This window comes from Amycolatopsis lexingtonensis (assembly GCF_014873755.1).
Lineage (GTDB): Bacteria > Actinomycetota > Actinomycetes > Mycobacteriales > Pseudonocardiaceae > Amycolatopsis > Amycolatopsis lexingtonensis.
In genome coordinates this window covers 4,435,303-4,461,006 of the sequence record NZ_JADBEG010000001.1, presented here as the reverse complement: position 1 = coordinate 4,461,006, position 25,704 = coordinate 4,435,303, and the positions used below count along the sequence as shown (strand labels likewise).

Below are 25,704 nucleotides of genomic sequence, written 5' to 3'. Positions count from 1 at the left end.
GTAGGGTCGGTGACAATGACAGTCGACACCTCCTCCTCCGGCGACGCTGGGGTCGGGGCAGGAGCCGAGCAGCTCGCCGTCGCCGCGGCGGTCGCGGCGGGCGAGTCCGTTCTCTCGCGCCGGTTCGGCAGTGCGATCACCCTGGTCGCCCCCGAGGACCTCGCGGGGAGCGGGCCGGCGACGGTGGTCCGCGCACGGGTGGTGTCGTCGTCGTTCGCGCTGCCGCGCACGGTGGTCGTCAAGCACTACCCGGACCCGCCCGGCCCGGGCGCCGACCCGTTCGCCCAGGAGGCGGTCAGCTACCAGCTGTTCACGGCGCTGGCCCCGGAGGAGCGGATGTGCCCGGAGCTGCTCGCCCACGACGGCCGCGACCGCGCGCTGGTGCTCGAGGACCTGGGCCGCACCCCGACGCTGGAGGACAAGCTCTACGCGCGTGATTCCCGCGCGGCCGAGCGCGCGCTGCTGTCCTGGGCCCGCTCGCTGGGCCGGCTGCACGCGAACACCGCGGGCCGCGAAGCGGACTTCAACGCGCTGCTGCGGCGCCTCGGCGGCCCGGCGAAGGGGGACGAGAGCGGCGTCGACGAGCTGTGCGCGGCCGTGCCGCCGCTGATCCAGGAGCGCCTGGGCATCCCGGTCCCGGACGCGGTCCGCGCCCAGGTGACGGCGGCGCTGGAGCTGTCCCGCTCGGCGGGCTTCCGCGCGTTCAGCCCGGTCGAGCTCAGCCCGGACAACAACCTGGTGACCGGCGAGGGCGTCCGCTTCCTGGACTTCGAGTACGGCTGCGTCCGCTCGGCCCTGGTCGACGCGGCCCACCTGAGGCTGCCGTTCGCGAGCTGGCCGGACGCGCTGGCTCTGCCGGCGGGCATGAGCGAGGCGATGATCGCGGCGTGGCGCGCGGAGGTGGTGGGCGTCTGGCCGGCGTTCGCCGACGACGAGGCGCTGGCGGAGCACCTGACGACCAGCGAGCTGCTGCGCGTCTGGCTGATCACGGGGGAGGAGCTGGCGTCGCTGGACCTGTCCCGGCACGCGGCCCCGGTGAGCCGCGAGGCGGCGTTCGTGACGTGGTGGCGCGACCTGGCGAAGCACGCGGGGTACGTGCGGATGACGGCGGTGTCGGAGTTCGCGGCCCGGGTGGCGGCGGCGCTGGCGGCGAAGCTGGGACCGCACGCGGACCTGGCGTTCTACCCGGCGTTCCGCTGACCCCAGCGCCCCAATGTGGCCTTGGTTGCGTCTCACGCACCGAAGGCGGCCTTGGTTGCGTCTGACGCACCGAAGGCCACATTGGGGCGCTGGGGGCCACCGCCGGCGAAGTCGCCGGGCGGGCCGCCGCACCTTTGCCGAAACTCCGGTGTCCGGCGCGGTGAACGACCCGTTCCTGGCATCCCGCTGCGTCGGCGAACGGGACTTTTCCGGCACTTGTGAGGTGAGCGTCAAGAATTAGGCGCGGTGTCGAAGTCGCGTTACCTCGTCCTCACCGGCCGTGAGCCTCGGTGGCCGATGGTCGACGCGTGACCGTGATCAGTGTCGAAGTCACTCCCGAACCCTCCCGGCCCCCGCTCGCGGCCGTGCCGGACCATGCCCTCAAGCAAGCGCGGCGGCTTGTCGTGCTCGGGGACTCCACCGCCGTCGGGCTGGGGGATCCGCTGCCCCGGCGGGGCGGGTGGCGCGGGGTCGGCCCGCTGGTCGCCGCCGCGCTCGGGGTGACCGGCGACGGGTACCTCAACCCCTCCTTCACCGGGGCGCGGATGCGGTGCGTGCTCACCGAGCAGGTGCCCGCCGCCGTCGCGCACCGGCCGGATGTCGCCCTTCTCGTAGCCGGGATGAACGACACGCTCCGGCCGGACTTCGACGCCGCTCGCATCGCCGCCGACCTCACCGAGGTGATCCACCGCCTCCGCGAGGCCGGGACGACCGTGGTGCCCGTCCGGTTCCACGACCACAGCAAGGTGTTCCGCCTCCCGCCGTCGCTCAAGCGCGCGCTCAGCGCCCGGGTCGCCGAGCTGAACGCGGCCATCGACGAGGTCGTCGCCCGCGAAGGCGTGCCCTGCCTCGACCTCGACCGGCTGCCCGGCGCGTACGAGCTGGCCTCGTGGAGCGTCGATCGCCTGCACCCGTCCGAACTCGGCCACCGCATGCTCGCGGAGGGCTTCACCGCGCTGCTCGCCGGCGCCGGGTTCGCCGTGCCGGAGCCGGTGAGCCTCACCTGCAGCGGCGGTGTCGAGCCGAGCGCCGCGGGGCACGTGGGGTGGCTGGTGCTCAAGGGCATCCCGTGGCTCTGGCGCCGCGGCCGCGAGTTCCTGCCCTACGCCGCGGTCATCATGTGGAACTCGTTCCGCGCCCGCTGAACACGCGCAGCGCTTCCGCATCCGAAGCCGGGTTGCGGACGAAGAAGTCCGCCCACTCCTCGATGTCCGGGTACGCGCAGTGCTCCGCGAGGAACCGGCACGCCGCTTCGGCGTCGTACTCCGTGCGCCGCAGCTCGACGCCGTCGCCGAGCAACGCCCAGTGCGCACCCCTTGCGCCGTAAGGCATTCCGACGCTGCCGGGGTTGACGATCAGCCGCCGGTCGGCCAGCCGCACGAACGGCATGTGCGTGTGCCCGCAGACCACGGTTTCCGCCGTGACGCCGTCGAGCACTTCCGCCCACCGCTCCAGCGGGCTGTCGACGAGCACGATTTCGCTGTCGTCGCGCGGGGTCGCGTGGCAGAACAGGACTTCGCCCAAGGTCACCGTCAGGGGCAGCGCGTCCAGGAACGGCAGGTGGTCCGGACGCAACTGCTTCGCCGCCCACGGGAAGATCGGGTCCGGGACGAAGTCGCCGGCCCCGCGCGCGGACGCCGCCAGCTCGCGGTCGGCGTTGCCGCGCACCCACACCGCCCGGGAACCGAGCGATCGCAGGCGCGACAACGTCTCGACCGGCATCGGCCCGGCGAGGGCGTCGCCGAGCAGCACGATCCGGTCCGCCGCCTCGACGTCCGGCTCGGCCAGGACGGCTTCGAGCGCGGGGAGCACCCCGTGGACGTCCGACAGCACCGCCACCTTCACCGGTCCACCATCCGGCACGGCGGCGCCCTGAGCGAGGGATTTCGCCCAGGGCGCAACCGGTGCTACCCGATCGAGAGGGGCAGCTCGCGCACCCCCGTCATGTTCGGGTTGACCTGGAACTTCGGCGGCTCACCCGGGATCGTTCGCAGCGCCGGGTAGCGGTCGAACAGGATGTCCAGCGCCACCCGCCCCTCCAGGCGGGCCAGCGGCGCGCCGATGCAGAAGTGGATCCCGCGGCCGAACGCCAGGTGCGGGTTCGGGTCGCGCAGCGGGTTGAACGTGTCCGGGTCGGCGAACACGCGCTCGTCGCGGTTGGCGGCCGCCACCCACACGAGCAGCATCTGGTCCGGCGGCACGGTCACCCCGCCCAGTTCGACCTCGCGGTTCGCCGTGCGGGCCACCGCCGCGAACGGCGAGAGGTACCGCAAGGACTCCTCGATCGTCGCCGGCAGCAGCGACCGGTCGGCGCGCACCCGCTCGTCCCACTCCGGGTGGGTGTCCAGGCACAGCACCGCGTTCCCGAGCAGCATCGTCGTGGTGATGTGCCCGGCCAGCAGCAGGATGTTCGCGAAGTTGACGACTTCGTTGCGCGTCAGCCGTTCCCCGTCGACCTCGGCTTCGACGAGCTTCGTCAGCAGGTCCTCCCGCGGCTGCTTCCGCCGTTCGTCGACGTGCGTGCCGAGGTATTCGGCAAGCGCTTTCTGGCCTTCCAGGGATTTCGCGACCGACTCCTCCTGGGTCTTCGTCTGCTCCTTCAGCGAGAACTGTTCCGAGGAGTCGAACAGCTTGTCCACCCAGCCCTTGAACAGGTACCGGTCGCTCGCGGGGACCCCCAGCAGCTCCGCGATCACGATCACCGGCAACGGGTAGGCCAGGTCCTCGACCAGCTCGAGCCGGCCGTCGCCACCGGCCGCGTCGAGCATTTCGTTCGTCACCGCGGCGATGCGCGGCTCCAGGTCCGCGACGACCTTCGGCGTGAAGGCGCGGCTGACGAGCTTGCGCATCTTGTTGTGCAGCGGCGGGTCCAGCTGCAGCAGGTTGCCCGCCGACATCTCCTTCAGGTCGGCGTCCTTCATCATCTCCTGCGGCACCAGCCGGGTGGTGTCCGAGGAGTACGTCGCCGGGTCGCGGAGGACCTCTTCGGCCTCCGGGTGCCCGTAGACGTTCCAGAAGCCGAGTTCGGGCGCGTGCTGCACCCGCGCTTCCGGTTGCTTCCCCCGCAGCCAGAACTGGGATTCGTGGAGTCCCCAGGTGTCGGCGAGTGTGGTCGTCATGTCCGCCCCTTCTTTCCCCTGTGCGGCCCCGGGATCAGCCGGGGGCCTTGGTGGGATCGTGTGCGTAGATCCCTTTCCGGTAGCCCGAGACGAGCGCCTCGAGCGCCGAACCCAGTTCCGCCGCCACGTCCGCGACGGCCAGGGGATCGGGTTCCCCCGCCGGCTCGAACGCGGTGCGGATGATGTGCGCGAGGACGGCCGCCTTCTCCTCGAGGGCGATCCCCTCGAACTCGTCGGAAAGCGTGTCGCCGAGGTAGAACCCGAGCGTCGCGGCGTGCAGCGCGTAGGTCACGTTCGGGACGTCCGCGCGGATCAGCCCGCGCCGGAGCATCGCGTCCTCGAACTGCCCGCGCAGCTCGTCCTGCTGCTTGCGCAGGGCGAGGTCGCCGAGCGAGCCGAACATCTCGGCGTTGCCGCGCAGCATCGCCATCACCAGCGGACGGCGGTGCGTGACGAGGAACGACGACGAGATCATCCGGTGCGGCAGGATCATCGCCGGGTCGGCCTTGATCGACGCCAGTATCTCGTCGGTCAGGTCGGCCGACTCGCGCATCATCAGCGCCTGGAACAGCAGTTCCTTGTTGCGCCAGTGCAGGTAGACGGTGCCCTTGCCGATGCCGACCGCGCGCGCGATGTCGTCGATCGCCACCTTGCGGTAGCCCATGCGCAGCAGCAGCTCGCCCGCCGCGTCCAGGATGCGGTCGGCGCGCTCGCGGTTCGGATGACTCATGCGGTTCCACCTGCTGATCTGTTGAACGTTTGACCTGTTGACCAGAATCGCACTTTCGGTCAACCGGTCAGCACGACCGTAGCGCGGCCGCCGGGGCCACGGCAAGCGGTTCTGTCGGTGCCGTCCGTTAACGTCATCGGTGTGGCACAGGACGAGCTCTTCACCGTGAACGCCGATCTGGCGCCCCCGCCGGAACCGACGGGGGCGAACGCGGGCGAGCCGCAGGCGGACCCGGCGAGCTCGCCGCTGGCGGTCCGGATGCGGCCGCGCTCGCTCGACGAGGTCGTCGGCCAGCAGCACCTGCTGCGCGAAGGCGCCCCGCTGCGGCGCCTGGTCGAAGGGGCCGCGCCGGCGTCCGTGCTGCTCTACGGCCCGCCCGGCACCGGCAAGACAACTCTGGCCAACCTCGTCTCGATCGCCACCGGCCGCCGGTTCGTCGCGATGTCCGCGCTTTCGGCGGGCGTCAAGGAGGTCCGCGGGGTCATCGAAGAGGCCCGGCGGCGGCGCCAGTACAACGCCGAAAACACCGTGCTGTTCATCGACGAGGTGCACCGCTTCTCCAAGACCCAGCAGGACGCGCTGCTCGGCGCGGTCGAGGACCGCACCGTGCTGCTGGTCGCGGCGACCACCGAAAACCCGTCGTTCTCGGTCGTCTCGCCGCTGCTGTCGCGGTCGCTGGTGCTGCAGCTGCGCCCGCTGACCGACGAGGACATCACGCGGCTGCTGGAGCGCGCGCTGGCCGACGAACGCGGCCTCGGCGGCGAGCTGACGCTGAGCGAGGACGCGCGGGCCCACCTCGTCCGGCTCGCGGGCGGGGACGCGCGCCGCGCGCTGACCGCCCTCGAAGCGGCGGCGGACGCGGCTTCGGCCACCGAGGCGAAGGCGATCGACCTCGCCATCGTGGAGTCCACTGTGGACAAGGCGGCGGTGCGCTACGACCGCGACGGCGACCAGCACTACGACGTGATCAGCGCGTTCATCAAGTCCATCCGCGGGTCCGACGTCGACGCGGCGCTGCACTACCTGGCCCGGATGATCGAGGCGGGGGAGGACCCGCGGTTCCTCGCCCGGCGCCTGGTCGTGCACGCGAGCGAGGACATCGGGATGGCCGACCCGACGGCCCTGCAGGTCGCGGTCGCGGCCTCGCACGCCGTCCAGTTCATCGGCATGCCGGAAGGCCGGCTCGCGCTGGCGCAGGCGACGATCCACCTGGCCACCGCGCCGAAGTCGAACGCGGTGATCACGGGCATCGACGCCGCGCTGTCCGACGTCCGCGCGGGGCTGGCGGGCGCGGTGCCGCCCCCGCTGCGCGACGGGCACTACGCGGGCGCGAAGAAGCTCGGCAACGCCCAGGGGTACCGCTACCCGCACGGCGTCCCGGAAGGCGTGCTGGCGCAGCAATACCCGCCGGACGAGCTGGTGGGCCGCGACTACTACGAGCCGACCCAGCGCGGGGCGGAGCGGACGCTCGCCGAGCGCGTTCCCAAGCTGCGCCGGACGATCCGCGGGGAGAAGTGACCGCGGCGGAAGGATCTTCGGGAGCCTGATCACCTTCGCGGGCCGGGGCGGTCAAGATCATCGGGTTCCGTAAGCTGCTGGCCTTCAAGGCGGCCCGGCACCGGGCCCGGCGACGGCAGGAGGCGTACCCGTGCCCGCGACGCTGCAGTGCATCGTCCTGGATTGTCCGGAACCGCTCGTGCTCGCCCGCTTCTACCAGGCCCTGCTCGGCGGCGAGGTGGACCGGCCGGACCCGCGCTGGCGCGTCGACGAGGACTGGTCGACGCTGCACGTGGGCGCCCTGGTCCTGGGTTTCCAGCGGGCGCCGGACCACCAGCCGCCGCACTGGCCGGACCCGGCGTTCCCGCAGCAGTTCCACCTCGACTTCGAGGTGGACGATTTCCGGGAGTCCCACCACGTCGTCCTGGCGAACGGCGGCCGGCTGCTCGACCCCGACCTCGGCGGCCGCGGCTGGCGCGTCTACGCCGACCCGGCGGGCCACCCGTTCTGCCTCCTCGGTGATTACTGAGCGCGCCCGCTGGGCACGATGAAGGCATGACTGTCGCTTTCCTGGGAACCGGGATCATGGGCGCCCCGATGGCGGCCAACATCGCCAAGGCGGGCCTCGACGTCCGGGTCTGGAACCGGACGCGGGCCAAGGCCGAGCCCCTCGCCGACGTCGCCACGATCGCCGACTCGGCGGCTGAGGCCGCGGAGGGCGCGGACATCCTCGTGACGATGCTCGCCGACGGGCCCGCGGTGGCCGAAGCGTTCGAAGCCGCTTCGCCCGCTTCGGGGACGTTGTGGCTGCAGATGAGCACGGTCGGCCTCGACTGGACCGACCGGCTCGCCGCGGCCGCCGAGAAGGCCGGCGTCGTGTTCGTCGACGCCCCCGTGCTCGGCACCCGGCAGCCCGCCGAGCAGGCGCAGCTGCAGGTCCTGGCGTCCGGTCCGGAGGAAGCCCGGCCCAAGGCCACCCCGGTGTTCGACGCGGTCGGCATCAAGACGCAGTGGCTCGGGCCCGCGGGCGGCGGCAGCCGCCTGAAGCTGGTGGTGAACGCCTGGGTGCTCGCGCTGACCAACGCGACCGCCGAGAGCCTCGGCCTGGCCAAGGCGCTGGGCCTCGACCCCGCGCTGTTCCTGGAGACGATCTCGGGCGGCGGCCTCGACGTCGGCTACGCGCACGTCAAGGGCGGCGCGATGCTGTCGGGCGAGTACCCGCCGTCGTTCCCGGCTGGGCTGGCGGCGAAGGACGCACGCCTGGTCGTGGCGGCCGCGGGCGACGACGTCGACCTGGCGGGCGCTCGCGCGGTGCTGTCCCACCTCGAGGCGGCGGTCGAAGCGGGCCACGGCGACGAGGACATGGCGGCGCTCTACCGCGCGGTCCTGAAGGAAGCTTGACCCCGGCCCCAAGCGCCCCAATGTGGCGTTGGTTGCGTCTGACGCACCGAACGCCACATTGGGTGCGCTGGACGCACCGAACGCCACATTGGGGCGCTTCAGGCCGGGAGGAGCGTCGCCAGGCGGTCCACACCCAGGCCGCTCGTCATCAGCCGTTCCTTCGCGTTCCCCAGCAACCGCCGCGTCCACGGCGTGAAGCCGCCGTCGCCGACTTCGGCGAGTTCGCCGCCGAAGGCCGCGTACACCTTGAAACAGAGGCCTTCGTAGTAGCCGCCACGGCCGCCCTCGCGGTCCGGGAACGGGTGGACCGGCACCCCGGCGCCGTCGAGCAGGCCCTCGAACCGCGGATCCAGCACCGTGACCCCGAGCGAAACCTTCGTCGCGCCGAGCGCCCGGCACCCCGCGGCCATCAGCCGGGCGTGCTCGGCGGCGTGCTCCCGCTCGAAGCCCAGGTTGCCGGTGTCGCGGCCCGCCGTCACCGCGCCGAACAGTGAAAAGTGCGCGAACAGCCCCGCGGCGACCTGCTGGGCGCGGACCACCCGCTGCACCGTCGCCAGGCGGACCACGGACGCCGAAGCGCGCCGGACCGCCGCCTCCAGGGCCAGGCCCGCTGTGGGGTCGGCGGCCACCTCGGTGCCGCGGCCGGTCGGGACCACCCGGTGCTGGGCCAGGCCGGTCACCGCCGAGTGCGTCCCCAGCGGCGTCAGCGGCGAAAGCGTCACCAGCTCGAACGACGACGCCGCCACGAGCAGCGTGTCCTCGACCCGCCGCAGGAGCCCGGACGGCAGCGGGCTCGGGGCCACGAACCGGTCGTCCCGGTGCCGGCGCAGCACGTCGGGCCCGGCCAGGCGAGCCGCCCGGCGGCGGGCGATCTCCAGCTGGACCGTGGTCAGGTCGGCGCCGGGCAACGCGGCCAGCACGTCGGCCGCCGCCCCGCCCGGCCCGGAAAGGACTCTGAACGAAACGGGTCCTTCGTCGTGTCCCATCGCCCAGGTGTACCGCTCCCGCGAGCACCGGGGCGAGGCGTTTTCCGGCCCGCGCGGGGTGACACGGTCGGGAACCCGGCCAGGCGGTAACCTCACCAGCACCCAAGACCGCTTATCCGAGGAGGGCCCGTGTCGGCAGGGCAGATCGCCGCGTTGATCGCCGCAGGAGCATTCGTGGTGCTGGTCGTCCTGCTGGCGATCCCGCTGATCAAGCTCGGCAAGACGCTGGACGCGGCCACCGAGGCGATCGAGCGCACCAACAGCAACACCGACCCGCTGCTGATCGGCGCGAACCAGACGATCACGCACGTGAACACCCAGCTCGAGCGGGTGGACGGGATCACGTCGAACGCGCAGGCCGTCACCGGCAACGTCTCCGCGCTGACGTCGGTGTTCACCGCGACGCTGGGTGGCCCGCTCGTCAAGACCGCGGCGCTGTCCTACGGCCTGTCCAAGGCGATCCGCGCGCGCAAGAAGAAGAACGCGCTGAAGGCCGCGAAGAAGGCCGCGAAGTGAAGCGGCTGTTCTGGCTCGGCGTCGGCGTGGTCACCGGCGTGGTGCTCTCCCGCAAGGCCGCCGAAACGGCTCGTCAGGCCACTCCCGCGGGGTTAGCATCGAACCTGGGGGACGCCGTGCGCGAGCTGGCCGGCGCCGTCGGTTCGTTCGGCGCCGAAGTGCGCGCGGGCATGAACGAGCGGGAGCAGGAGTTGCACGACATGGTCGAGGAGCGGACGGGCGTCTCGGCGCCCCGCGCCGAAGGACGGCACGCGGCCGCCGCGCGGCGCCCGGTCCGGCGAGCTCGCCGGGCGGAAGGCTGATCCGGGCCTGCCCGGAACCCTTCCGCCGCCGCCGTCCGACCCCGTTCGTCGCCACCAGCACAAGGACTGACCCGTGGACACACACGAAATCACCGATCGCTTCCTGCGCCATTTCGAGGCCAAGGGCCACACGCGCGTGCCCAGCGCGCCGCTGATCCTCGACGACCCGAACCTGCTGTTCGTCAACGCCGGCATGGTCCAGTTCAAGCCGTACTTCCTCGGTGAGGCGCCGCCGCCGTACCCGCGCGCGACCTCCGTGCAGAAGTGCGTGCGCACGCCGGACATCGACGAGGTCGGCAAGACCACCCGGCACAACACGTTCTTCCAGATGGCCGGCAACTTCTCCTTCGGCGACTACTTCAAGGAAGGCGCCATCGAGAACGCCTGGGAGCTGATCACCAAGCCCCAGAGCGAAGGCGGCTACGGCCTCGACCCGAACCGCATCTGGGCGACGGTCTACGAGGACGACTCCGAGGCCGCGGGCCTGTGGCGCAAGCTCACCGGCCTGCCCGGCGAGCGGATCCAGGCGCGCGACGGCAAGGACAACTACTGGGACATGGGCGTGCCCGGTCCCGGCGGCCCGTGCTCCGAGATCTACTACGACCGCGGCCCGGCGTACGGCCGCGAGGGCGGCCCGGTCGCGGACGAGGACCGCTACATCGAGATCTGGAACCTCGTCTTCATGCAGGACGTCCGCGGCGAGCTGAGCCCCAAGCTCGGGCACAAGCCGATCGGCGAGCTGCCGAAGAAGAACATCGACACCGGTATGGGCGTCGAGCGCGTCGCGACGATCCTGCAGGGCGTCGAGAACGTCTACGAGACCGACCTCGTGCGCCCGGTCATCGGCCGCGCGGAGGAGTTCTCCGGCCGCCGCTACGGCAGCAACCACGCCGACGACGTCCGCTTCCGCGTGATCGCCGACCACGCCCGCACCGGCGTCATGCTGATCGGCGACGGCGTCACCCCGGGCAACGACGGCCGCGGCTACGTGCTGCGCCGCCTGCTGCGCCGCATCATCCGCTCCTCGCGCCTGCTGGGCGTGCACGAGCCGGTGCTGCAGGCGTTCGCGGCGGTCGTCCGCGACACCATGGGCCCGACCTACCCCGAGCTGGTCGACGGCTTCGACCGGATCAACGAGGTCGTCCGGATCGAGGAGGAGGCCTTCCTCTCGACCCTGACCAGCGGCTCGCGCATCTTCGACCTCGCGGCCGAGGAGACCAAGCGCGGCGGCGGCGACGTGCTGGCCGGCGACAAGGCCTTCCAGCTGCACGACACCTACGGCTTCCCGATCGACCTGACCCTCGAGATGGCGGCCGAGCAGGGCCTGACCGTCGACGAGGACGGCTTCCGCACGCTCATGAACGAGCAGCGGACCCGCGCGAAGGCGGACGCGGCGGCTCGCAAGACCGGCCACGGCGACCTCTCGGAGTACCGCAAGGTCCTGGAGCAGCACGGCGAGACCGAGTTCCTCGGCTACACCGACCTGCAGGCCGAGGCGAAGGTCGTCGCGCTGCTCGAAGACGGCCAGCCGGTCCGCAGCGTCTCCGCGGGCAAGAAGGCGGAGCTGGTCCTCGACCGCACGCCGTTCTACGCCGAGAGCGGCGGCCAGGTCGCCGACACCGGCGTCCTGCTCGGCGACGGCGTCGAACTGAAGGTCCTGGACGTCCAGAAGATCGTCCCGGGGCTGTTCGTGCACCGCGTCGAGGTGGTCGACGGCGAGGTCGGCCTCGACTCGAAGGTCACCGGCTCGGTCGACGCGCACCGCCGCCTCTCGATCGAGCGCTCGCACTCCGCGACGCACCTGGTGCACGCGGCCGTGCGCGGCGCGTACGGCAAGCGCGCGGCGCAGGCGGGTTCGCTGAACTCGCCGGGCCGGATGCGGTTCGACTTCACCACCCCGGGCTCGGTGTCGGCGGACGTGCTGACCGAGGTCGAGCAGGAGGTCAACGACTACCTGCAGACCAACGTCGAGGTGCAGAGCTACACCACGACCAAGGACAAGGCCCTCGAGCTGGGCGCGGTCGCGCTGTTCGGCGAGAAGTACGGCAACGACGTCCGCGTGGTCGACATGGGCGACTACTCCCGCGAGCTCTGCGGTGGCACGCACGTCGACCGGATCGGCCAGCTCGGCCTGGTCAAGCTGGTCTCCGACGCCTCCATCGGCTCCGGCGTGCACCGCGTCGAGGCGCTGGTCGGCACCGACGCGCTGAAGTACGTCCGCAAGGAGCAGCTGCTGGTCTCGCAGCTGGCGAACACCTTCAAGGTGCCGTCGGACCAGCTGCCGGGCCGCATCGACGACGTCCTGACCCGGCTGAAGAACGCCGAGAAGGAGATCGCGCAGCTGAAGACCCAGCAGGTGCTGGGCTCGGCGGGCGCGCTGGTCGACAAGGCACAGGAGATCGGCGGCGTCACCGTCGTCGCCGAGGTCGTCCCGGACGTCGACGGCAACGGCCTGCGCGCGCTCGCGTCGGACATCCGCGGGCGGCTCGGTACGCGGCCCGGCGTGGTGGCGCTCTTCTCGCCGGCCGGCGAGAAGCTGAGCTTCGTCGTCGCGACGACCAAGGCGGCCCAGGACAAGGGCATCGCCGCGGGCAAGCTGGTCCCGTCGTTCGCCGAGAAGATCGGCGGCCGGGGCGGCGGCAAGCCCGACATGGCCCAGGGCGGTGGCACGAACCCGGCCGGTGCGGCCGAGGGGGTCACCGCCCTCCGCGCGGCGATCGCCGGCATTGGTTAACCGCGGAAACCGCGGCCCGGATCGGCCAGGCAAGGACGATCCGGGGCGCGGCCGTCGGCTCGGGGTGGATGTCGGATCCGTCCGGGTCGGAGTGGCGCTCAGCGATCCGGCCCCCCTGCTCGCTTCGCCATTGGTTACCCTCTCCCGCGATGCGACCGACGACAGTGATCTGGACCGGCTGGCCGACCTCGTCACCGAACACGAGGTGGTCGAGGTGATCGTGGGCCTGCCGAGAACGCTCGCCAACCGGCAGGGTCCGGCGGCCGAGCTGGCGATCGCGTACGCTGAACGCCTGGCCGGGCGGATCACGCCCGTGCCGGTCCGGCTGGGCGACGAGCGGCTGACCACGGTCACCGCATCCCGCATCCTCTCCCAGCGCGGGGTCAAAGGCCGCAAGCAGCGTGCGGTGGTCGACCAGGCCGCCGCCGTCGAGATCCTGCAGGCCTGGATCGACGCCGCCGCTGCGCACCGCGCCCGGGAGGGAGACCGATGAACGAGCAGCACCCCGAGCTGCCCCGCGGACGCAGGCGACTGCGCGAGCCGGGACCGGCCACCCCGCCGCCGTCCCGTCCCGCACCACGCCGCGACGACCCGCGGGCGAGCGGGTACCAGGAACTGCCGCAGGCCTCACGGCACAGCGGCGAGTACGACCTGCCCCAGCCTTCCCGCCGCGGCCGTTCCGCCGAGCCGGGTCCCGACGCCCCGCCGTCCGGCCGCCGTCGCCGCTTGGAGCCGCCGGCCCCGCTGCCGCCGGCCGAAGCGGACTTCGACCCCCGTGACGCCGAGCGCGCCGGTCCGGCCCGCGCCCGCTACGGCCTCGACGCCGGTGCCGACGGCCCCGCCCCGCGCCGTCGTCGCGCCGCCCCGGACCCCGCCGAGCCCCGGCGCCGCCGTCCCGCACCGGACGAGGCGGCGCCGCCGCGCCGTCGTCGGCCGAGCCCGGAGGAACTGGCCGAGGCCGAAGCCGCGCGCCGCCGCCGGCCCAGTCCCGAGGAACTGGTCGAAGCCGAGGCCGCGCGTCGCCGCCAGGCGATGCCGGATCCGGAGGTGGACGAGGGGCGCCGTCGCCGGCCCACTCCGGAAGAGCTGGCCGAAGCCGAGGCCGCGCGCCGGCACCAGGCGATGCTCGACCTGGAAGAGGCCGCCGAAGCGCAGGCTGCCCGGATGCGCGGCGGCCCCGTCGACGAGGGCGCCGAAGCGCAGATCGCCCACTTGCACGGCGGACCCCAAGACGAGCCCCCGCGGCGCCGCCGCCGGGCCGCCGAGCCCGACGACGAGTCACGCCGCCGCCGCGCGGCCCTCGATCCCGAGGCCGAGTTCGATCCCCGGCTCGCGGCTCCCGAGGCCCCGCGGCGGCCCCGCCAGCCGGGTGACCGTCCTGTCGGCGTGCCCGAACCCGGTGCCGAACCGCCGCGGCGCCGCCGTCCGCCGCCCCCGCCGGTGCGCGACGACCCGCCCACGGACATCATCCCCGCGCAGGCGCCGGCCGAGCCGGCCCACGAGGAACCCGACGAGTTCTTCGCCGAGGACGACGAGTACGCGGACTACGACGAGTACGAAGACGACTACGACGACGAGGCCGCGTACGACGAGGAGTACGACGACTACGAGGACGAGCCGGCGAAGCCCCGCAAGAAGAAGGGCAAGCGCTTCCTGGGCTGGGTCGCCGCGATCGCGGTGATCGCCCTGCTCGCCGGCGGCGCCTACTACGGCTTCACCAAGTTCTTCGGCTACGAGGACTTCGACGGCGCCGGCGACGGGGACGTGCTGTTCCAGGTCGACGACGGCGACTCGACGTCGGCGATCGGCGCGAAGCTCGCCACGGCGGGCATCGTCGCCAGCGGCAAGGCGTTCGTGAAGGCCGGCGAGGACAACCCGAAGCTGGCCCGGATCCAGCACGGCTTCTACGTGATGAAGTCGCACATGTCCGGGGCCAGCGCGGTCGACCGGATCACCACACCGTCCTCGCGCGTCGGCCAGCTGGAAATCCGGCCGTACACGCAGTTCGACGACATCACCCAGCCCGACGGCAAGGTCACGCCCGGCGTGTTCAGCCTGCTGGCGAAGGCGTCGTGCGCGCAGCTCGACGGCAAGAGCACCTGCGTGTCCGCCGACGACTTCCGCAAGGCCGTGGACGGCGCGGACCTCAAGACGCTCGGGGTGCCGGACTGGGCGATCGAGCCGGCGAACAAGGCCGACCGCAAGGACCGCAGGCTGGAAGGCCTGATCGCGCCGGGCCTCTACGACGTCCGGCCCGGGGCGAACGCGCAGGAGATCCTCGGGCAGCTGGTGAAGAGCTCGACCGAGGCGATCCAGAACGCCGGGCTGAGCCCGCAGTCGACCGGTCCGGGCATGACGCCGTACCAGACGCTGATCATCGCGTCGATCATCGAGCGCGAAGCGGTCAAGGCCGACTTCGGCAAGCTTTCGCGGGTGATCTACAACCGGCTGGCGATCAACATGCGGCTGCAGATGGACTCGACGGTCAACTACGTGCTGGACCGGCCGACGCTGCTGACCAACGAGGGCGACCGCGTGAAGTCCGGCGCGTACAACACGTACAAGATCAACGGGCTGCCGCCGACGCCGATTTCGGTGCCGAGCGCGGACGCGATCCAGGCTGCGGTGCACCCGGCGGCGGGCGATTGGGTCTACTTCGTCAAGTGCGAGAAGAACGGCCTGTCCTGCTTCGCGGTCACCAACGACGAGCACAACAAGAACCGCGACCTGGCCAGGGATCGTGGTGTCATCTGAGCCCCGCAAGGCGGCCGTGCTCGGCAAGCCGGTGGCGCACTCGCTGTCCCCGGTGCTGCACGGCGCCGCGTTCGCCGCGCTCGGCCTGACCGGCTGGACGTACGAGCGGATCGAGACGAGCGCCGAGGAGCTCCCGGCGTTCGTCGACGGTCTCGGCCCGGAGTGGGCGGGCCTTTCGGTCACCATGCCGGGCAAGCGCGCGGCCCTCGACCACGCGGCCGAGGTGACCCCGCGCGCGGCGGCGGTCGGCGCGGCCAACACCCTGGTCCGGACGCCGAAGGGCTGGCTCGCGGACTGCACGGACGTCGAAGGCGTCACCGGAGCCCTGCGCGCGGCGGGCGGCTACGAGCCGTCCCCGGGCGACACGGCGGTGGTCCTCGGCGCGGGCGGCACCGCGGCGGCGGCGGTCGTCGGCCTCGCGGCCCTCGGCGTCCGCCGGGTGCGCCTGGTGGTGCGCGAACCGGCCCGGGCGGCGGAAACCCTCGACGCGGCCAAGCGCGCCGCGCTCGACGTCGACGTCCTTCGCTGGTCCGACACGGATTTCGCGTCGCTGGCGTCCTCGGCGGTCCTGGTGAACACGGTCCCGCCGCCGGCGGTGGCCCCGCACGCGGCGGAACTGGCGGCGATCGGGCACGTCCTCGACGTCATCTACCACCCGTGGCCGACCCCGCTCGCCGAAGCGGTCGCGGCGCGGGGCGGCCGCCTCGCGACGGGCCTGGACATGCTGCTGCACCAGGCGTTCGGCCAGTCCGAGCACTTCACCGGCCGCCCGGCCCCGCGCGCGGCGATGCGGGACGCGCTGCGCGAAGCGACCGGAAATCTGCTGCCGCTGCCGATCGACTGACGCTATTCTGGCGGGCTGCCCAAAAGAAGGGGGTCTGCACGGGATGAGCAGCCAGGAAGCGCAGAGCGAGGCCGAGATCGCCGCCGCGTGGGTCGGCGAGGCACCGAAACTCAACTCCACGGTCACGCTGGTGGACTACGACCCGGCGTGGCCGGCGCTCTTCGAGCGCGAAGCCGCGCGGATCAGGGGCGTGCTGGGGGAGCGGGTCGTGGTGCTGGAGCACGTCGGCTCGACGTCGGTGCCCGGCCTGTGCGCGAAGCCGATCGTCGACATCCTGCTGGAAGTCCCGGATTCCGACGACGAGAACGCGTACGTCCCGGCTCTGGAGGCGGCGGGGTACCGGTTGACGATCCGGGAGCCCGACTGGGAGAAGCACCGGATGTTCAAGGGGCCGGACACGAACATCAACCTGCACGTGTATTCGCCGGGCAACGGCCAGACGCCGCGTTACCGGCTGTTCCGGGATCGCCTGCGGTCGCATCCGTCGGAGCTGGCGCTGTACGCGGCGAAGAAGCGGGAACTCGCGGCGCGGGAGTGGCAGTACATCCAGAACTACGCGGACGCGAAGACCGAGGTGGTGGAGGAGATCCTCGGCCGGGCTCGGGCCGAGCAGTACGACGCTTTCAGTGAGGCGTACGCGTCGCACGCGGAGACGTCGGTGACGAACGCGTTGTACGACCGGCCGGCGATCGTTTCGCTGGCGGGTGAGGTTTCGGGTCGACGTGTTCTCGATGTTGGTTGTGCTGCTGGGCATTTGAGCGCGTTGCTGGCTGCGCGGGGTGCGGATGTCTTGGGGGTGGATGCCAGCCCGGGGATGGTTTCGGTGGCCCAGCGGAAGTTCGGTGACGTCGCGCGGTTCGAGGTTGCGGATGTGACTCAGCCGCTTTCTTTCGAGTCCGGTTCTTTCGAAGTGATCACTGCTTCGCTGGTGCTGCACTACTTGAAGGACTGGGGGCCGACGCTGGCGGAGTTCCGGCGGGTGCTGCGGCCTGGCGGGGTGCTGGTGTTTTCGGTGCATCACCCGGGTGAGGACTGGCGGTGGTTCGAGCGGGAGAACTACTTCGAGCTGGAGCTGCTGGAGGATGAATTCCCGGCGGGTCAGGTGGTGCGCTTTTACCGGCGCCCGTTGAGCTGGACGTTCAACGCGGTTCGGGAGGCGGGCTTCGTGGTGGACCGGCTGGAGGAGCCGATGCCGGTTCCCGAGGCCGACGAAGCCGACCCGAAGTGGACGGCGAACCTGCGGACGAAACCGAGGTTCCTGTACTTCCGGGCGGTCAGTCCCGCTTAGTCAGGTCCTGGATCAGGTCCACGATCTCCCGGCTTACCGGCCGGAACACCCGCAGCCTCGACAACGCCGCCACCCGGGCCAGCAACGGCACACTCCGCTCCACCAGCATCCGGCTCCGCTTGGTCCCCGCCGACCGGTCGTGCACCCAGAACAACACCACGCCCATCTGGTACAGCCACAGCAACTCCGGCAGCTGCCCCCGCAGCTCCGGATCGAGTTTCACGTCCGAACCCTCGACCACCTCGCGCATCAGGCCGATCGACGCCTCGCGGGCGGCCGACGAGTCGTCGCTGAAGGGGCTCAACGGCGACTCGGGGTCGGCCGCGTTGACGAAGAACTGGGTGCCGAAGCGGTGGTAGGGCTCGGCGACGTCGAGCCAGCACAGCAGCACCGACCGCAGGCGGGCCGCGAAGCCGGATTCACCCGCCAGCAGGGGGCGGGACGCGGCCAGGTGCTGCCGCGCGATCTCGTCGTAGAAGCCCTGGATCAGCTGTTCCTTCGACGAGAAGTAGTAGTACGCGTTCCCGACCGAGATGCCCGCTTCGGCGGCGATCGCGCGCATCGTCGTGCGGTCGTAGCCGTTCTCGGTGAACAGCCGCATCGCCGTCGTGACGATCAGGGATCGCGTTTCCTCGCTCTTGGCCACGGGCTGCACGTTAGCGCCGGTTCCGTCAGTGCTGCGGGAAGGGCGGCATCCCCGGATAGGGGATGGGCGCCGGCGCGGGCTTCGGGGCCAGGTGGCGGCGGCGGATGCCGTTGAAGACCAGCACGTTCACCAGGTGCATCACGCCGAGGATGAGCGCCACCGTGCCGACCTTCACCGAGAGCAGCTCGAACACCTCGCGCGCGCTGAGCACCGTCGCGTGGCTGGTCAGGAACAGCGTCACGAAGCCGAGGCTGATCAGGTAGAAGCCGACGACCAGCAGCTGGTTGACGGCGGTGGCGAGGCCCGGGCTGTCGGCGAAGACCTCGGTCAGGAAGGTGCGGCCGTGCTTGCTCAGCGTCCGGGCCACGAGGACGGTCAGCGGGATGCTGATCAGCAGGTAGAGCGCGTACGCGAGGACTATGCGGTCCATGGTTCCTCCAAGTTTTGAACGTGTTCAAGGTGACGGTAGCGCGCATTTTGAACACGTTCAAGAGGGTAAGGTCACCACCGTGAAACGCATCGCCGCCGGGCTGTCGATCGCCGCCCTCGCCGCGCTCTTCGTGCCCGCCACCGCCGAGGCCGGTTTCGGCACCAACGTCCGCTTCGCCACCTTCAACGCGTCGCTCAACCGCGCCGCCGCCGGCCAGCTCGTCGCCGACCTCTCGACGCCGGGCAACGCCCAGGCTCAGGAGGTCGCCGAGGTCGTCCAGCGCAACCGCGCCGACGTCCAGCTGATCAACGAGTTCGACTACGTGCCCGGCAACGCCGCCGCCGACCTGTTCCGGAAGAACTACCTGGCGGTCGGCCAGAACGGCGCGAAGCCCATCGACTACCCGTACGCCTACACCGCGCCGGTCAACACGGGCGTGCCGACCGGGTTCGACCTCGACCGCAGCGGCACGGTCGGCGGCGGCAACGACGCGCAGGGCTTCGGCGCCTTCGAGGGCCAGTACGGGCTGCTCGTGCTGTCGAAGTACCCGATCGACCTCGCGCACGTCCGGACGTTCCAGCACTTCCTGTGGAAGGACATGCCCGGCGCGCTGCTGCCCGACGACCCGGCCACACCGGCGCCGCACGACTGGTACGGCCCCGCCGTGCTGGACGTGCTGCGGCTGTCGTCGAAGTCGCACTGGGACCTGCCGCTGAAGATCGGCCGGTCCACCGTGCACTTCCTGGTCTCGCACCCGACGCCGCCGAGCTTCGACGGCCCGGAGGACCGCAACGGCACCCGCAACAACGACGAGATCCGCTTCTGGGCCGACTACGTCACACCGGGCAAGGGCGGCTACATCTACGACGACCGCGGCCACCGCGGCGGTCTGGGCGCGTCCGAACGCTTCGTGGTGGCGGGCGACAACAACTCCGACCCGCTCGACGGCGACAGCGTCCCCGGCGCCATCGACCAGCTGCTGGACGCGCGCCGGGTGATCGAGACGCACCCGGGCAGCCGTGGCGCGGTGCTCGCCGCCGAGGCCCAAGGCGGGGCCAACCTGACCCAGAAGAGCGACCCGTTCTACGACACCGGCGACTTCAACGACGTCGCCCCGGGCAACCTGCGGACCGACTACGTGCTGCCGTCGAAGGGCCTGCTGCCCTGGCACGCCGAGGTGTTCTGGCCGGTGCCGTCCGACCCGCTGGCCCGGCTCAACGACGCCTCCGACCACCACTTGGTCCGCGTGGACGTCGGCGTGCCACTACGGTGAGATCATGCGCATCGCGATCCTCGACGACTACCAGAACGTCGCGCTCACGTTCGGCGACTGGGACTCGCTGAAGGCCGACATCACGGTCTTCACCGAGCCCCTCGCCGACGTCGTGGCGCAGCTCCAGGGCTTCGAAGTGATCGTCGCGATGCGCGAGCGCACCCGGTTCCCGGCGGACGTGCTCGACCGGCTGCCGGACCTGAAGCTGCTGGTCAGCACCGGCCCGCGCAACGCGGCCATCGACGTCCCGGCGGCGCGGCGCAACGGCGTCGTCGTGTCCCGGACCGGCTACCTGGGGGAGCCGACCGCCGAGCACACCTGGGCGCTGATCCTCGCCGCGGCGCGGAACCTGCCGCGGGAGTTCCGGTCCATGCGGGAGGGTGGCTGGCAGACGACCGTCGGCACCATGCTGCACGGCAAGACGCTGGGCCTGCTCGGCCTCGGGCGGCTCGGCGCGGGCGCGGCGAAGATCGGGCAGGCGTTCGGGATGGAGACCATCGCCTGGAGCCAGAACCTGACGCCGGAGAAGGCGGAACCGCACGGCGTCACGGCGGTGTCCAAAGAGGAGCTGTTCGCGCGCTCGGACGTGCTGTCGATCCACCTGGTGCTCAGCGACCGCACCCGCGGCCTGGTCGGTGCGCCGGAACTCGCGGCGATGAAGCCGAGCGCGATGCTGGTGAACACCTCCCGCGGCCCGATCGTCGACGAGGCCGCGCTGGTGGACGCGTTGCGCCGCAACGAGATCCGGGTCGCGGCGCTGGACGTCTACGACGTCGAGCCGTTCCCGGCCGACCATCCACTGCGGACACTCGACAACGCGGTCCTGACCCCGCACCTCGGCTTCGTCGCCCGCGAGACCTACGAGATCTTCTACGGCGACGCGGTCGAGGACATCGCGGCTTACCAGGCGGGGGAACCGATCCGGCTGATGGACTAGCTGGGCGTGCGGCCCGCCGGGGCCCGAGGTCCCCGCACCGGCCCAGCGGCGGGCCCGCACGAGAACCATGACATCATCCGCGGATCTCGCCCGGCAGGGTCCAAAGACCCTGCCGGTGTCGGCCGTTCGGCTGAACGGCGAGTCCCGGCTGGTCGTGAGTGAGAAACAGGGGCGGAACGTTGTTCCCCGCTCACGGGAACGGGACCGCGTCCGGGGCGCAGGTCGTCCCGGCGGCCGGCGCCGCCAGATCCGTCAAGTACCGCACCACGGCCGCCGAAGCGCACGCGCTCGGGGCGTCGAGCGACGTGTGCCCGTACCCCTCGACGACGAGCACCCGGCCGTCGCCCAGTTCTGCCGCCGTCGCCTCCGCGTTGTGCAGCGGGGTCGCCGGGTCGAAGCGGTTGTTCAGCACCAGCACCGGGTTCTTCCGCGGCCGGTTCCACGGCCCGGTGTACCGGTCCTCGTCGTGTGCCGGCCACCCCACGCACTGGGCCATCGAAAACACCGACCCCAGCCCGAAATACGGCTGACGCGCACTCTCACGAGCGGCCAGCGAGGTGTAGTCGGCGACCGAAGCAGGGTTGTCGCTGTCGACGCACTGCACGGCCAGGAACCCGGGGGAGTGCGTCGGCACGTACGGGTCCAGGACCGGCGCCGCGGGACCCGGATCCGCGGGCATCGCCGCGAGGGTCTGCGCCAGCCGCTTCCACCGGCCGGACTGGTACAGGGCGCTGTCGACCGTCCGCATCAGCGATCCCACGCCCTGGCCGTGCGACGCCCGGGAGAAGACCCCGGCGAACCGCTGCTTCGGGTCGCCCGCGGAGAACGCGCACCGGGGCCCGGCCGCGGCGCACACCGCGAAGAACTGGTCCAGTTCGCGCTGCTGCGCCCCGGCGACGTCGGCGCGGACGTCCACCGGCTGCTTCTCCTGGCCGGGTTTGCCGGTGGCGTTCGCGACGAGGTCGAGCGTGCCGTCGAGGGCCATCGCGCGCACCTTGTCCGGGAACAGGTTCGCGTACGTGCCGCCCAGGTACGTGCCGTAGGAGTAGCCGTAGAAGTTCAGCGAAGGGTCGCCGACGGCCTGGCGCAGCAGCTCCAGGTCCCGCGCCACGTTCGCGGTCGACAAATGGCTCAGCAGGGCACCGGAGGCGGCGCAGGCCCGGCCGGTGGCGGCGCTCGCCGCGAAGAACGCGTCCGGCTGCCGCAGCGGCGACCCGGCGGGCGGGAGGTGGTCGGCGCCCGGGCAGCTGATGGGCGAAGACCCGCCGATCCCGCGCGGGTCGAAGCTCACCAGGTCGAAGCGGGCGCGCAGCTCCTCGGGGTAGCGGGCGGCGAACCGCGTCAGCTCGCCGACGCCGTCGGCGCCCGGGCCGCCGAAGTTGAAGAACAGCGAGCCGAGCCGCCGTCCGGGGTCGCTCGCCGGGAGCCGGATCACCGAGAGCGTGATCGTGGCGCCCTTCGGCTCGCGGTAGCTCAGCGGCACGGCCGCGCCCGAGCACTGGAACGGCCCGTGGCACGGCGTCCAGCGCAGCGCGGGCACGGCGGCGCCGTTCGTGCCCAGCGCCGGTGGAGCGGTTTCCGGCGAAGACGTCGGTGCGGGCGCCGGGGCGGCTTGAGGCGCGCTGCAGGCGGCGGCCAGCAGGACGGCCGCGAGGAGGACCCGCTTCACGCGCCCAATTCCGCCAGCACGGCGTCGGTGTAGCGCGGCCAGACCTCGGCCGCCCACGGGCCGAACGCGCGGTCGGTCAGCGCGACGCAGGCCGCGCCCGCGTCCGGGTCGACCCAGAGGAACGTGCCCGACTGGCCGAAGTGCCCGAAGGTGCGCGGCGAGCTGTTCGCGCCGGTCCAGTGCGGGCTCTTGTGGTCGCGGATCTCGAAGCCGAGGCCCCAGTCGTTGGGCTTCTGGTGCCCGAACCCGGGCAGCACGCCGGACAGGCCGGGGAAGACGACGTTCGTGGCCTCGGCCACCGTCGCGGGGTCGAGCAGCTTGGGCGCCTGCAGCTCGGCGGCGAAGGCCACCAGGTCGTCCACAGTGGACTCCGCGCCGGAGGCGGGCGAACCCGTCAGCGTGGTCGAGGTCATGCCGAGCGGGGCGAACAGCGCTTCGGCCTGGTACTGCGCGAAGGGGATGCCGGAGTGCTCGGCCAGCGCGTCGGCCAGCTGCTCGAACCCGGCGTTGGAGTAGAGCCGCCGCGTGCCCGGCTCGGCCATCGCCTTGTGCGCGTCGAACGCGAGCCCGGAGGTGTGGGCCAGCAGATGCCGCACGGTCGAGCCTTCGGGCCCGGCCGGAGTGTCGAGCTCGACGACGCCCTCTTCGACCGCGATCAGCGCGGCGTAGGCGGTCAGCGGCTTGCTGACCGAGGCCAGCCGGAACTTCCGGGCGGCGTCGCCGTGGCGCCCCGCGACGCTCCCGTCCGCCGCCACCACGGCCGTCGCGGCGTTGTCCACCGGCCACTCGTCGATCAGGCGCAGGCTCTCCATGCGCCCACCCTACGAAACGAAGGCCCCCGCACCGGTGTCGGGGATCGGTGCGGGGGCCTTCGCGGGTTTCGCCGTCTCAGGCGTCGAGGTCGGTGGCGACGAGCTCCGCGACCGCTTCCACGGCCGCTTCGGCACCCTCGCCCTCGGCGCTGATGATGACCTCGTCGCCGTACCCGGCGGCGAGCGTCATCAGGTTGAGCACGCTGCCGGCGGCCACCGGGCTCCCGCCGGCCTTGGCGATCTGCACCGCGACGGGTTGCGCCGCGGCCGCCTTCGCCACCAGCGCGGCCGGCCTGGCGTGCAGGCCCACCTTGCTCGCCACGGCGACGCGTTTCTCCGGCATGTTCGTCCTCTCGCTAACGGGGTTCTACGTCGTAGGGAATGTTACGCGGCGGCGGTCCGGTCGAGGTCGGCCTCGATCGAGTCGTCTTCGCGGCCCGGGGTGCGCAGGTTGAACTTGACGATCGCGAACCGGAACACGAAGTAGTAGATCACCGCGTAGACGAGGCCGATCGGGATGAGCAGCCACGGCTTCTGCGCCGCCGGGGCGCCGAAGTTGAGCAGGTAGTCGATCGCGCCGGCGGAGAAGTTGAAGCTCTGGTGGATGCCCAGCGCGTTGCAGATCGCCAGCGAGGTGCCGGTCATGATCGCGTGGAACAGGTACAGCGGCCACGCCACGAACATGAACGAGAACTCGATCGGCTCGGTGACACCGGTCAGGAACGAGGTCAGCGCGCCGGCGATCATCACACCGCCGACGACCTTCTTCTGCGCCGGGCGGGCCGTCTGCCAGATGGCGAGCGCGGCCGCGGGCAGCGCGAACATGAAGATCGGGAAGAAGCCCGTGGTGAACGAGCCCGCCGACATCTTGCCCGCGACGAAGTTGTTGATGTCGCCGCCGTCGAAGATGAACCAGACGGGGACGTTCAGCAGCTGGTGCAGACCGACCGGGATGAGCAGGCGGTTCAGCGCGCCGTAGATGCCGCCACCGACGACCGGGGCGGCGGTGACCGCGTCACCGGCGGCCTCGATGCCGCTGTTGACCCAGTGGAAGACCAGGCCGAAGATCACGCCGAGGATCACCATGACGCCCGCGGTGATGATCGGGACGAACCGGCGGCCGCCGAAGAACGCCAGGTAGGCGGGCAGCTTGATGCGGTGGTACTTCTGCCACAGCAACGCCGCCACGACGCCGACCACGACACCCGCGAGCACCGAGTACGGCCACTTGATCGGCTGGAGCTCGGTGACGCCCGCCGTGTACTTCGGCAGGTCGCTCAGCGGGGCGAAGACCTGGACGACGGAGCTGAAGACGAAGAAGCCGACGACCGCCGCGACGGCGGTGGAGCCGTCGCCCTTCTTGGCGAAGCCGACCGCGATGCCGACCGCGAACAGCAGCGGCAGCCAGTTGAACAGCGTGCCGCCCGCGGCGCCGAGCACCGAAGCGACCTTGTTCCAGCCGAGGCCGTCCTTGCCGAGCATGTCGTCCTGCCCGAACCGGAGCAGGATGCCCGCCGCCGGGAGCACGGCGATGGGGAGCATGAGGCTACGGCCGAAGCGCTGAAGACCGGCGAGACCGCTGCCGCTCTTCTTCGCCCCCTCCGCGGTGGTGGAGCTCATCTGGATCCTCCATAGTGGGGTGGTTGACCGGGTTCCGGGGTGTTCCGGTCCAACTGCATGGTCACCTGGTAGTGATCTCCCCGGTACCAGGACGTGATGTCTTCGATCGGGTCGCCGCCTGCGCTGGAGACCCGGCGGAACACGAGCAGCGGGCTGCCGGCGCGCATGCCGAGCAGCCGGGCCGTCTCGCGGTCCGCTCCTTCGGCCCAGACCGTTTGCCACGCCTGGTCGGGACGCACACCGTACGTCTCGGCCAGCTGCGCGTAAATGGATTGGGTCAGGTCGAGCTCGAGCAGGCCGGGAGCCCGGCCCGCGTGGTACCAGCCCCGCTCGACGGCCAGGGGCACGCCGTCGGCGTGGCGCAGCCGCACCAGGTGGTGCGCGGGGGTGCCCTCGGCCAGGCCGAGGGCGTGGGCCGAGGCGGTGGGCGGGACCTCGGTGGCGGCCGACACCACCTCGGTCGTCGGGGCCAGCCCCCGCCGCCGCATGTCGTCGGTGAACGACATGAGGTACAGCTGCAGTTCCATCCGCCGGGCCGCGGTGAAGGTGCCCTTGCCGCGGACCCGGGCGAGCAGACCCTCTTCGACCAGCTTGCCGATCGCCGATCTGACCGTGAGCCGCGACACGCCGTAGCGCTGGGCCAGCTCGCGTTCCGACGGGATCGGTGCACCCGGCGGGAGCTCTCGCTCCACCGTGCGGCGGAGGATTTCCCGCAGCTGGGCGTGCTTGGGCGTGGGCCCGTTGACGACCCGGTCGGGTGGCGGGACGTGCGCGGCCGCGCTCATCGGCGTCACCCTCCTCGTTCTCGTGTCACCGGGGGACCGGTGCTCGCGTCCGGGCCGGAACATTGGTACGTTCCGGTCTAGACCAATGATCTGATGGGGCAGGATGCTCCGCCGTGCGGACGGGTGTCAACCACCGTTATCCGTTCGTGGCCCGCGGCGGG

Annotated in this window: 25 protein-coding genes; 14 read left to right on the top strand and 11 right to left on the bottom strand. The window is 71.8% G+C overall.

What is annotated here, in order from left to right:
• Positions 1 to 15 precede the first annotated feature (15 nt).
• Both H4696_RS19735 and H4696_RS19730 read left to right on the top strand, forming a co-directional pair.
• Positions 16 to 1,200, top strand: a complete 1,185-nt coding sequence (locus H4696_RS19735) for a phosphotransferase (protein WP_192782421.1) — start codon at positions 16 to 18, stop codon at positions 1,198 to 1,200.
• A gap of 308 nt (positions 1,201 to 1,508) precedes the next feature.
• Positions 1,509 to 2,345, top strand: a complete 837-nt coding sequence (locus tag H4696_RS19730) for a GDSL-type esterase/lipase family protein (RefSeq protein WP_192782420.1) — start codon at positions 1,509 to 1,511, stop codon at positions 2,343 to 2,345.
• On the opposite strand, the gene H4696_RS19725 is transcribed toward H4696_RS19730, so the two are convergent.
• The 3 genes from H4696_RS19725 to H4696_RS19715 all read right to left on the bottom strand — a co-directional run bounded on the left by H4696_RS19725 (position 2,317) and on the right by H4696_RS19715 (position 5,049).
• Positions 2,317 to 3,045, bottom strand: a complete 729-nt coding sequence (locus H4696_RS19725; RefSeq protein WP_086865407.1) for a metallophosphoesterase family protein — start codon at positions 3,043 to 3,045, stop codon at positions 2,317 to 2,319. The two genes, H4696_RS19730 and H4696_RS19725, sit on opposite strands and share 29 nt — an antisense overlap.
• A 62-nt stretch (positions 3,046 to 3,107) precedes the next feature.
• Positions 3,108 to 4,319, bottom strand: a complete 1,212-nt coding sequence (locus H4696_RS19720; protein ID WP_086864539.1) for a cytochrome P450 — start codon at positions 4,317 to 4,319, stop codon at positions 3,108 to 3,110.
• A gap of 34 nt (positions 4,320 to 4,353) precedes the next feature.
• Positions 4,354 to 5,049, bottom strand: a complete 696-nt coding sequence (locus H4696_RS19715) for a TetR/AcrR family transcriptional regulator (RefSeq protein ID WP_086864538.1) — start codon at positions 5,047 to 5,049, stop codon at positions 4,354 to 4,356.
• A 141-nt stretch (positions 5,050 to 5,190) separates the two neighbouring features.
• On the opposite strand from H4696_RS19715, the gene H4696_RS19710 reads away from it, so the two are divergent.
• From H4696_RS19710 to H4696_RS19700, 3 genes are all read left to right on the top strand, one after another.
• Complete coding sequence (locus tag H4696_RS19710) at positions 5,191 to 6,567, top strand: replication-associated recombination protein A (protein ID WP_086864537.1); 1,377 nt, start codon at positions 5,191 to 5,193, stop codon at positions 6,565 to 6,567.
• A gap of 130 nt (positions 6,568 to 6,697) precedes the next feature.
• Positions 6,698 to 7,075, top strand: a complete 378-nt coding sequence (locus tag H4696_RS19705; RefSeq protein ID WP_086864536.1) for a VOC family protein — start codon at positions 6,698 to 6,700, stop codon at positions 7,073 to 7,075.
• A 26-nt stretch (positions 7,076 to 7,101) separates the two neighbouring features.
• A complete protein-coding gene (locus tag H4696_RS19700; protein WP_086864535.1) occupies positions 7,102 to 7,947 on the top strand; it encodes an NAD(P)-dependent oxidoreductase in 846 nt (281 codons plus the stop codon).
• A gap of 98 nt (positions 7,948 to 8,045) precedes the next feature.
• Here H4696_RS19700 and H4696_RS19695 read toward each other — a convergent pair whose 3' ends face one another.
• Positions 8,046 to 8,933 carry a hypothetical protein gene (locus tag H4696_RS19695; RefSeq protein ID WP_192782419.1) on the bottom strand — a complete coding sequence of 296 codons (888 nt, stop codon included), beginning with the start codon at positions 8,931 to 8,933 and terminating at the stop codon, positions 8,046 to 8,048.
• 129 nt (positions 8,934 to 9,062) lie between these two features.
• On the opposite strand from H4696_RS19695, the gene H4696_RS19690 reads away from it, so the two are divergent.
• The 7 genes from H4696_RS19690 to H4696_RS19660 all read left to right on the top strand — a co-directional run bounded on the left by H4696_RS19690 (position 9,063) and on the right by H4696_RS19660 (position 17,371).
• Entirely contained in the window at positions 9,063 to 9,449 is a 387-nt protein-coding gene (locus tag H4696_RS19690; RefSeq protein ID WP_086865270.1) for a DUF948 domain-containing protein, read from the top strand.
• Entirely contained in the window at positions 9,446 to 9,751 is a 306-nt protein-coding gene (locus tag H4696_RS19685; protein WP_086865269.1) for a hypothetical protein, read from the top strand. Before H4696_RS19690 ends, H4696_RS19685 begins: the two co-directional genes overlap by 4 nt.
• Before the next feature lie 73 nt (positions 9,752 to 9,824).
• Positions 9,825 to 12,485 carry an alanine--tRNA ligase gene (gene alaS, locus H4696_RS19680; protein WP_086865268.1) on the top strand — a complete coding sequence of 887 codons (2,661 nt, stop codon included), beginning with the start codon at positions 9,825 to 9,827 and terminating at the stop codon, positions 12,483 to 12,485.
• Positions 12,486 to 12,549: 64 nt separating this feature from the next.
• Positions 12,550 to 12,978 (top strand): Holliday junction resolvase RuvX, encoded by a 429-nt coding sequence (gene ruvX, locus H4696_RS19675; protein ID WP_249027271.1) that lies wholly within the window; start codon positions 12,550 to 12,552, stop codon positions 12,976 to 12,978.
• Entirely contained in the window at positions 12,975 to 15,239 is a 2,265-nt protein-coding gene (gene mltG, locus H4696_RS19670; protein ID WP_192782418.1) for an endolytic transglycosylase MltG, read from the top strand. The genes ruvX and mltG overlap by 4 nt, the downstream gene beginning before the upstream one ends.
• A gap of 16 nt (positions 15,240 to 15,255) precedes the next feature.
• On the top strand, positions 15,256 to 16,083 hold the full coding sequence (locus tag H4696_RS19665) for a shikimate dehydrogenase (RefSeq protein WP_249026840.1): 828 nt from the start codon (positions 15,256 to 15,258) through the stop codon (positions 16,081 to 16,083).
• Positions 16,084 to 16,126: 43 nt separating this feature from the next.
• Positions 16,127 to 17,371 carry a GrpB family protein gene (locus H4696_RS19660; RefSeq protein WP_086856392.1) on the top strand — a complete coding sequence of 415 codons (1,245 nt, stop codon included), beginning with the start codon at positions 16,127 to 16,129 and terminating at the stop codon, positions 17,369 to 17,371.
• On the opposite strand, the gene H4696_RS19655 is transcribed toward H4696_RS19660, so the two are convergent.
• Both H4696_RS19655 and H4696_RS19650 read right to left on the bottom strand, forming a co-directional pair.
• Entirely contained in the window at positions 17,358 to 18,017 is a 660-nt protein-coding gene (locus tag H4696_RS19655; RefSeq protein ID WP_086856391.1) for a TetR/AcrR family transcriptional regulator, read from the bottom strand. The two genes, H4696_RS19660 and H4696_RS19655, sit on opposite strands and share 14 nt — an antisense overlap.
• A gap of 25 nt (positions 18,018 to 18,042) precedes the next feature.
• On the bottom strand, positions 18,043 to 18,447 hold the full coding sequence (locus H4696_RS19650) for a hypothetical protein (protein ID WP_086856390.1): 405 nt from the start codon (positions 18,445 to 18,447) through the stop codon (positions 18,043 to 18,045).
• A 79-nt stretch (positions 18,448 to 18,526) separates the two neighbouring features.
• Between H4696_RS19650 and H4696_RS19645 the strand changes: the two genes are divergently transcribed.
• Positions 18,527 to 19,720 carry an endonuclease/exonuclease/phosphatase family protein gene (locus tag H4696_RS19645; RefSeq protein WP_086856389.1) on the top strand — a complete coding sequence of 398 codons (1,194 nt, stop codon included), beginning with the start codon at positions 18,527 to 18,529 and terminating at the stop codon, positions 19,718 to 19,720.
• 4 nt (positions 19,721 to 19,724) lie between these two features.
• The gene (locus tag H4696_RS19640) at positions 19,725 to 20,657 is read left to right on the top strand and encodes a D-2-hydroxyacid dehydrogenase family protein (RefSeq protein WP_086856388.1); all 933 of its coding nucleotides are present in this window, start codon (positions 19,725 to 19,727) and stop codon (positions 20,655 to 20,657) included.
• Positions 20,658 to 20,847: 190 nt separating this feature from the next.
• On the opposite strand, the gene H4696_RS19635 is transcribed toward H4696_RS19640, so the two are convergent.
• The 5 genes from H4696_RS19635 to H4696_RS19615 form a co-directional block, all read right to left on the bottom strand.
• A complete protein-coding gene (locus tag H4696_RS19635; protein ID WP_086856387.1) occupies positions 20,848 to 22,326 on the bottom strand; it encodes an alpha/beta hydrolase in 1,479 nt (492 codons plus the stop codon).
• On the bottom strand, positions 22,323 to 23,138 hold the full coding sequence (locus tag H4696_RS19630) for a serine hydrolase domain-containing protein (protein WP_086856386.1): 816 nt from the start codon (positions 23,136 to 23,138) through the stop codon (positions 22,323 to 22,325). Before H4696_RS19630 ends, H4696_RS19635 begins: the two co-directional genes overlap by 4 nt.
• 76 nt (positions 23,139 to 23,214) lie before the next feature.
• On the bottom strand, positions 23,215 to 23,481 hold the full coding sequence (locus tag H4696_RS19625) for an HPr family phosphocarrier protein (RefSeq protein ID WP_086856385.1): 267 nt from the start codon (positions 23,479 to 23,481) through the stop codon (positions 23,215 to 23,217).
• Between the two features lie 41 nt (positions 23,482 to 23,522).
• Entirely contained in the window at positions 23,523 to 24,758 is a 1,236-nt protein-coding gene (locus H4696_RS19620; RefSeq protein ID WP_086856384.1) for a PTS transporter subunit EIIC, read from the bottom strand.
• Positions 24,755 to 25,543 (bottom strand): GntR family transcriptional regulator, encoded by a 789-nt coding sequence (locus H4696_RS19615; protein ID WP_086856383.1) that lies wholly within the window; start codon positions 25,541 to 25,543, stop codon positions 24,755 to 24,757. The genes H4696_RS19620 and H4696_RS19615 overlap by 4 nt, the downstream gene beginning before the upstream one ends.
• Positions 25,544 to 25,704 lie beyond the last annotated feature (161 nt).

Coding starts and splice junctions, on each gene's coding strand:
- mltG (WP_192782418.1), top strand. CDS start 12,975: ATGAACGAGCAGCACCCCGAGCTGCCCCGCGGACGCAGGCGACTGCGC.
- H4696_RS19715 (WP_086864538.1), bottom strand. CDS start 5,049: ATGAGTCATCCGAACCGCGAGCGCGCCGACCGCATCCTGGACGCGGCG.
- H4696_RS19630 (WP_086856386.1), bottom strand. CDS start 23,138: ATGGAGAGCCTGCGCCTGATCGACGAGTGGCCGGTGGACAACGCCGCG.
- H4696_RS19625 (WP_086856385.1), bottom strand. CDS start 23,481: ATGCCGGAGAAACGCGTCGCCGTGGCGAGCAAGGTGGGCCTGCACGCC.
- H4696_RS19720 (WP_086864539.1), bottom strand. CDS start 4,319: ATGACGACCACACTCGCCGACACCTGGGGACTCCACGAATCCCAGTTC.
- H4696_RS19660 (WP_086856392.1), top strand. CDS start 16,127: ATGAGCAGCCAGGAAGCGCAGAGCGAGGCCGAGATCGCCGCCGCGTGG.
- H4696_RS19620 (WP_086856384.1), bottom strand. CDS start 24,758: ATGAGCTCCACCACCGCGGAGGGGGCGAAGAAGAGCGGCAGCGGTCTC.
- H4696_RS19615 (WP_086856383.1), bottom strand. CDS start 25,543: ATGAGCGCGGCCGCGCACGTCCCGCCACCCGACCGGGTCGTCAACGGG.
- H4696_RS19700 (WP_086864535.1), top strand. CDS start 7,102: ATGACTGTCGCTTTCCTGGGAACCGGGATCATGGGCGCCCCGATGGCG.
- H4696_RS19735 (WP_192782421.1), top strand. CDS start 16: ATGACAGTCGACACCTCCTCCTCCGGCGACGCTGGGGTCGGGGCAGGA.
- H4696_RS19695 (WP_192782419.1), bottom strand. CDS start 8,933: ATGGGACACGACGAAGGACCCGTTTCGTTCAGAGTCCTTTCCGGGCCG.
- H4696_RS19640 (WP_086856388.1), top strand. CDS start 19,725: ATGCGCATCGCGATCCTCGACGACTACCAGAACGTCGCGCTCACGTTC.
- H4696_RS19650 (WP_086856390.1), bottom strand. CDS start 18,447: ATGGACCGCATAGTCCTCGCGTACGCGCTCTACCTGCTGATCAGCATC.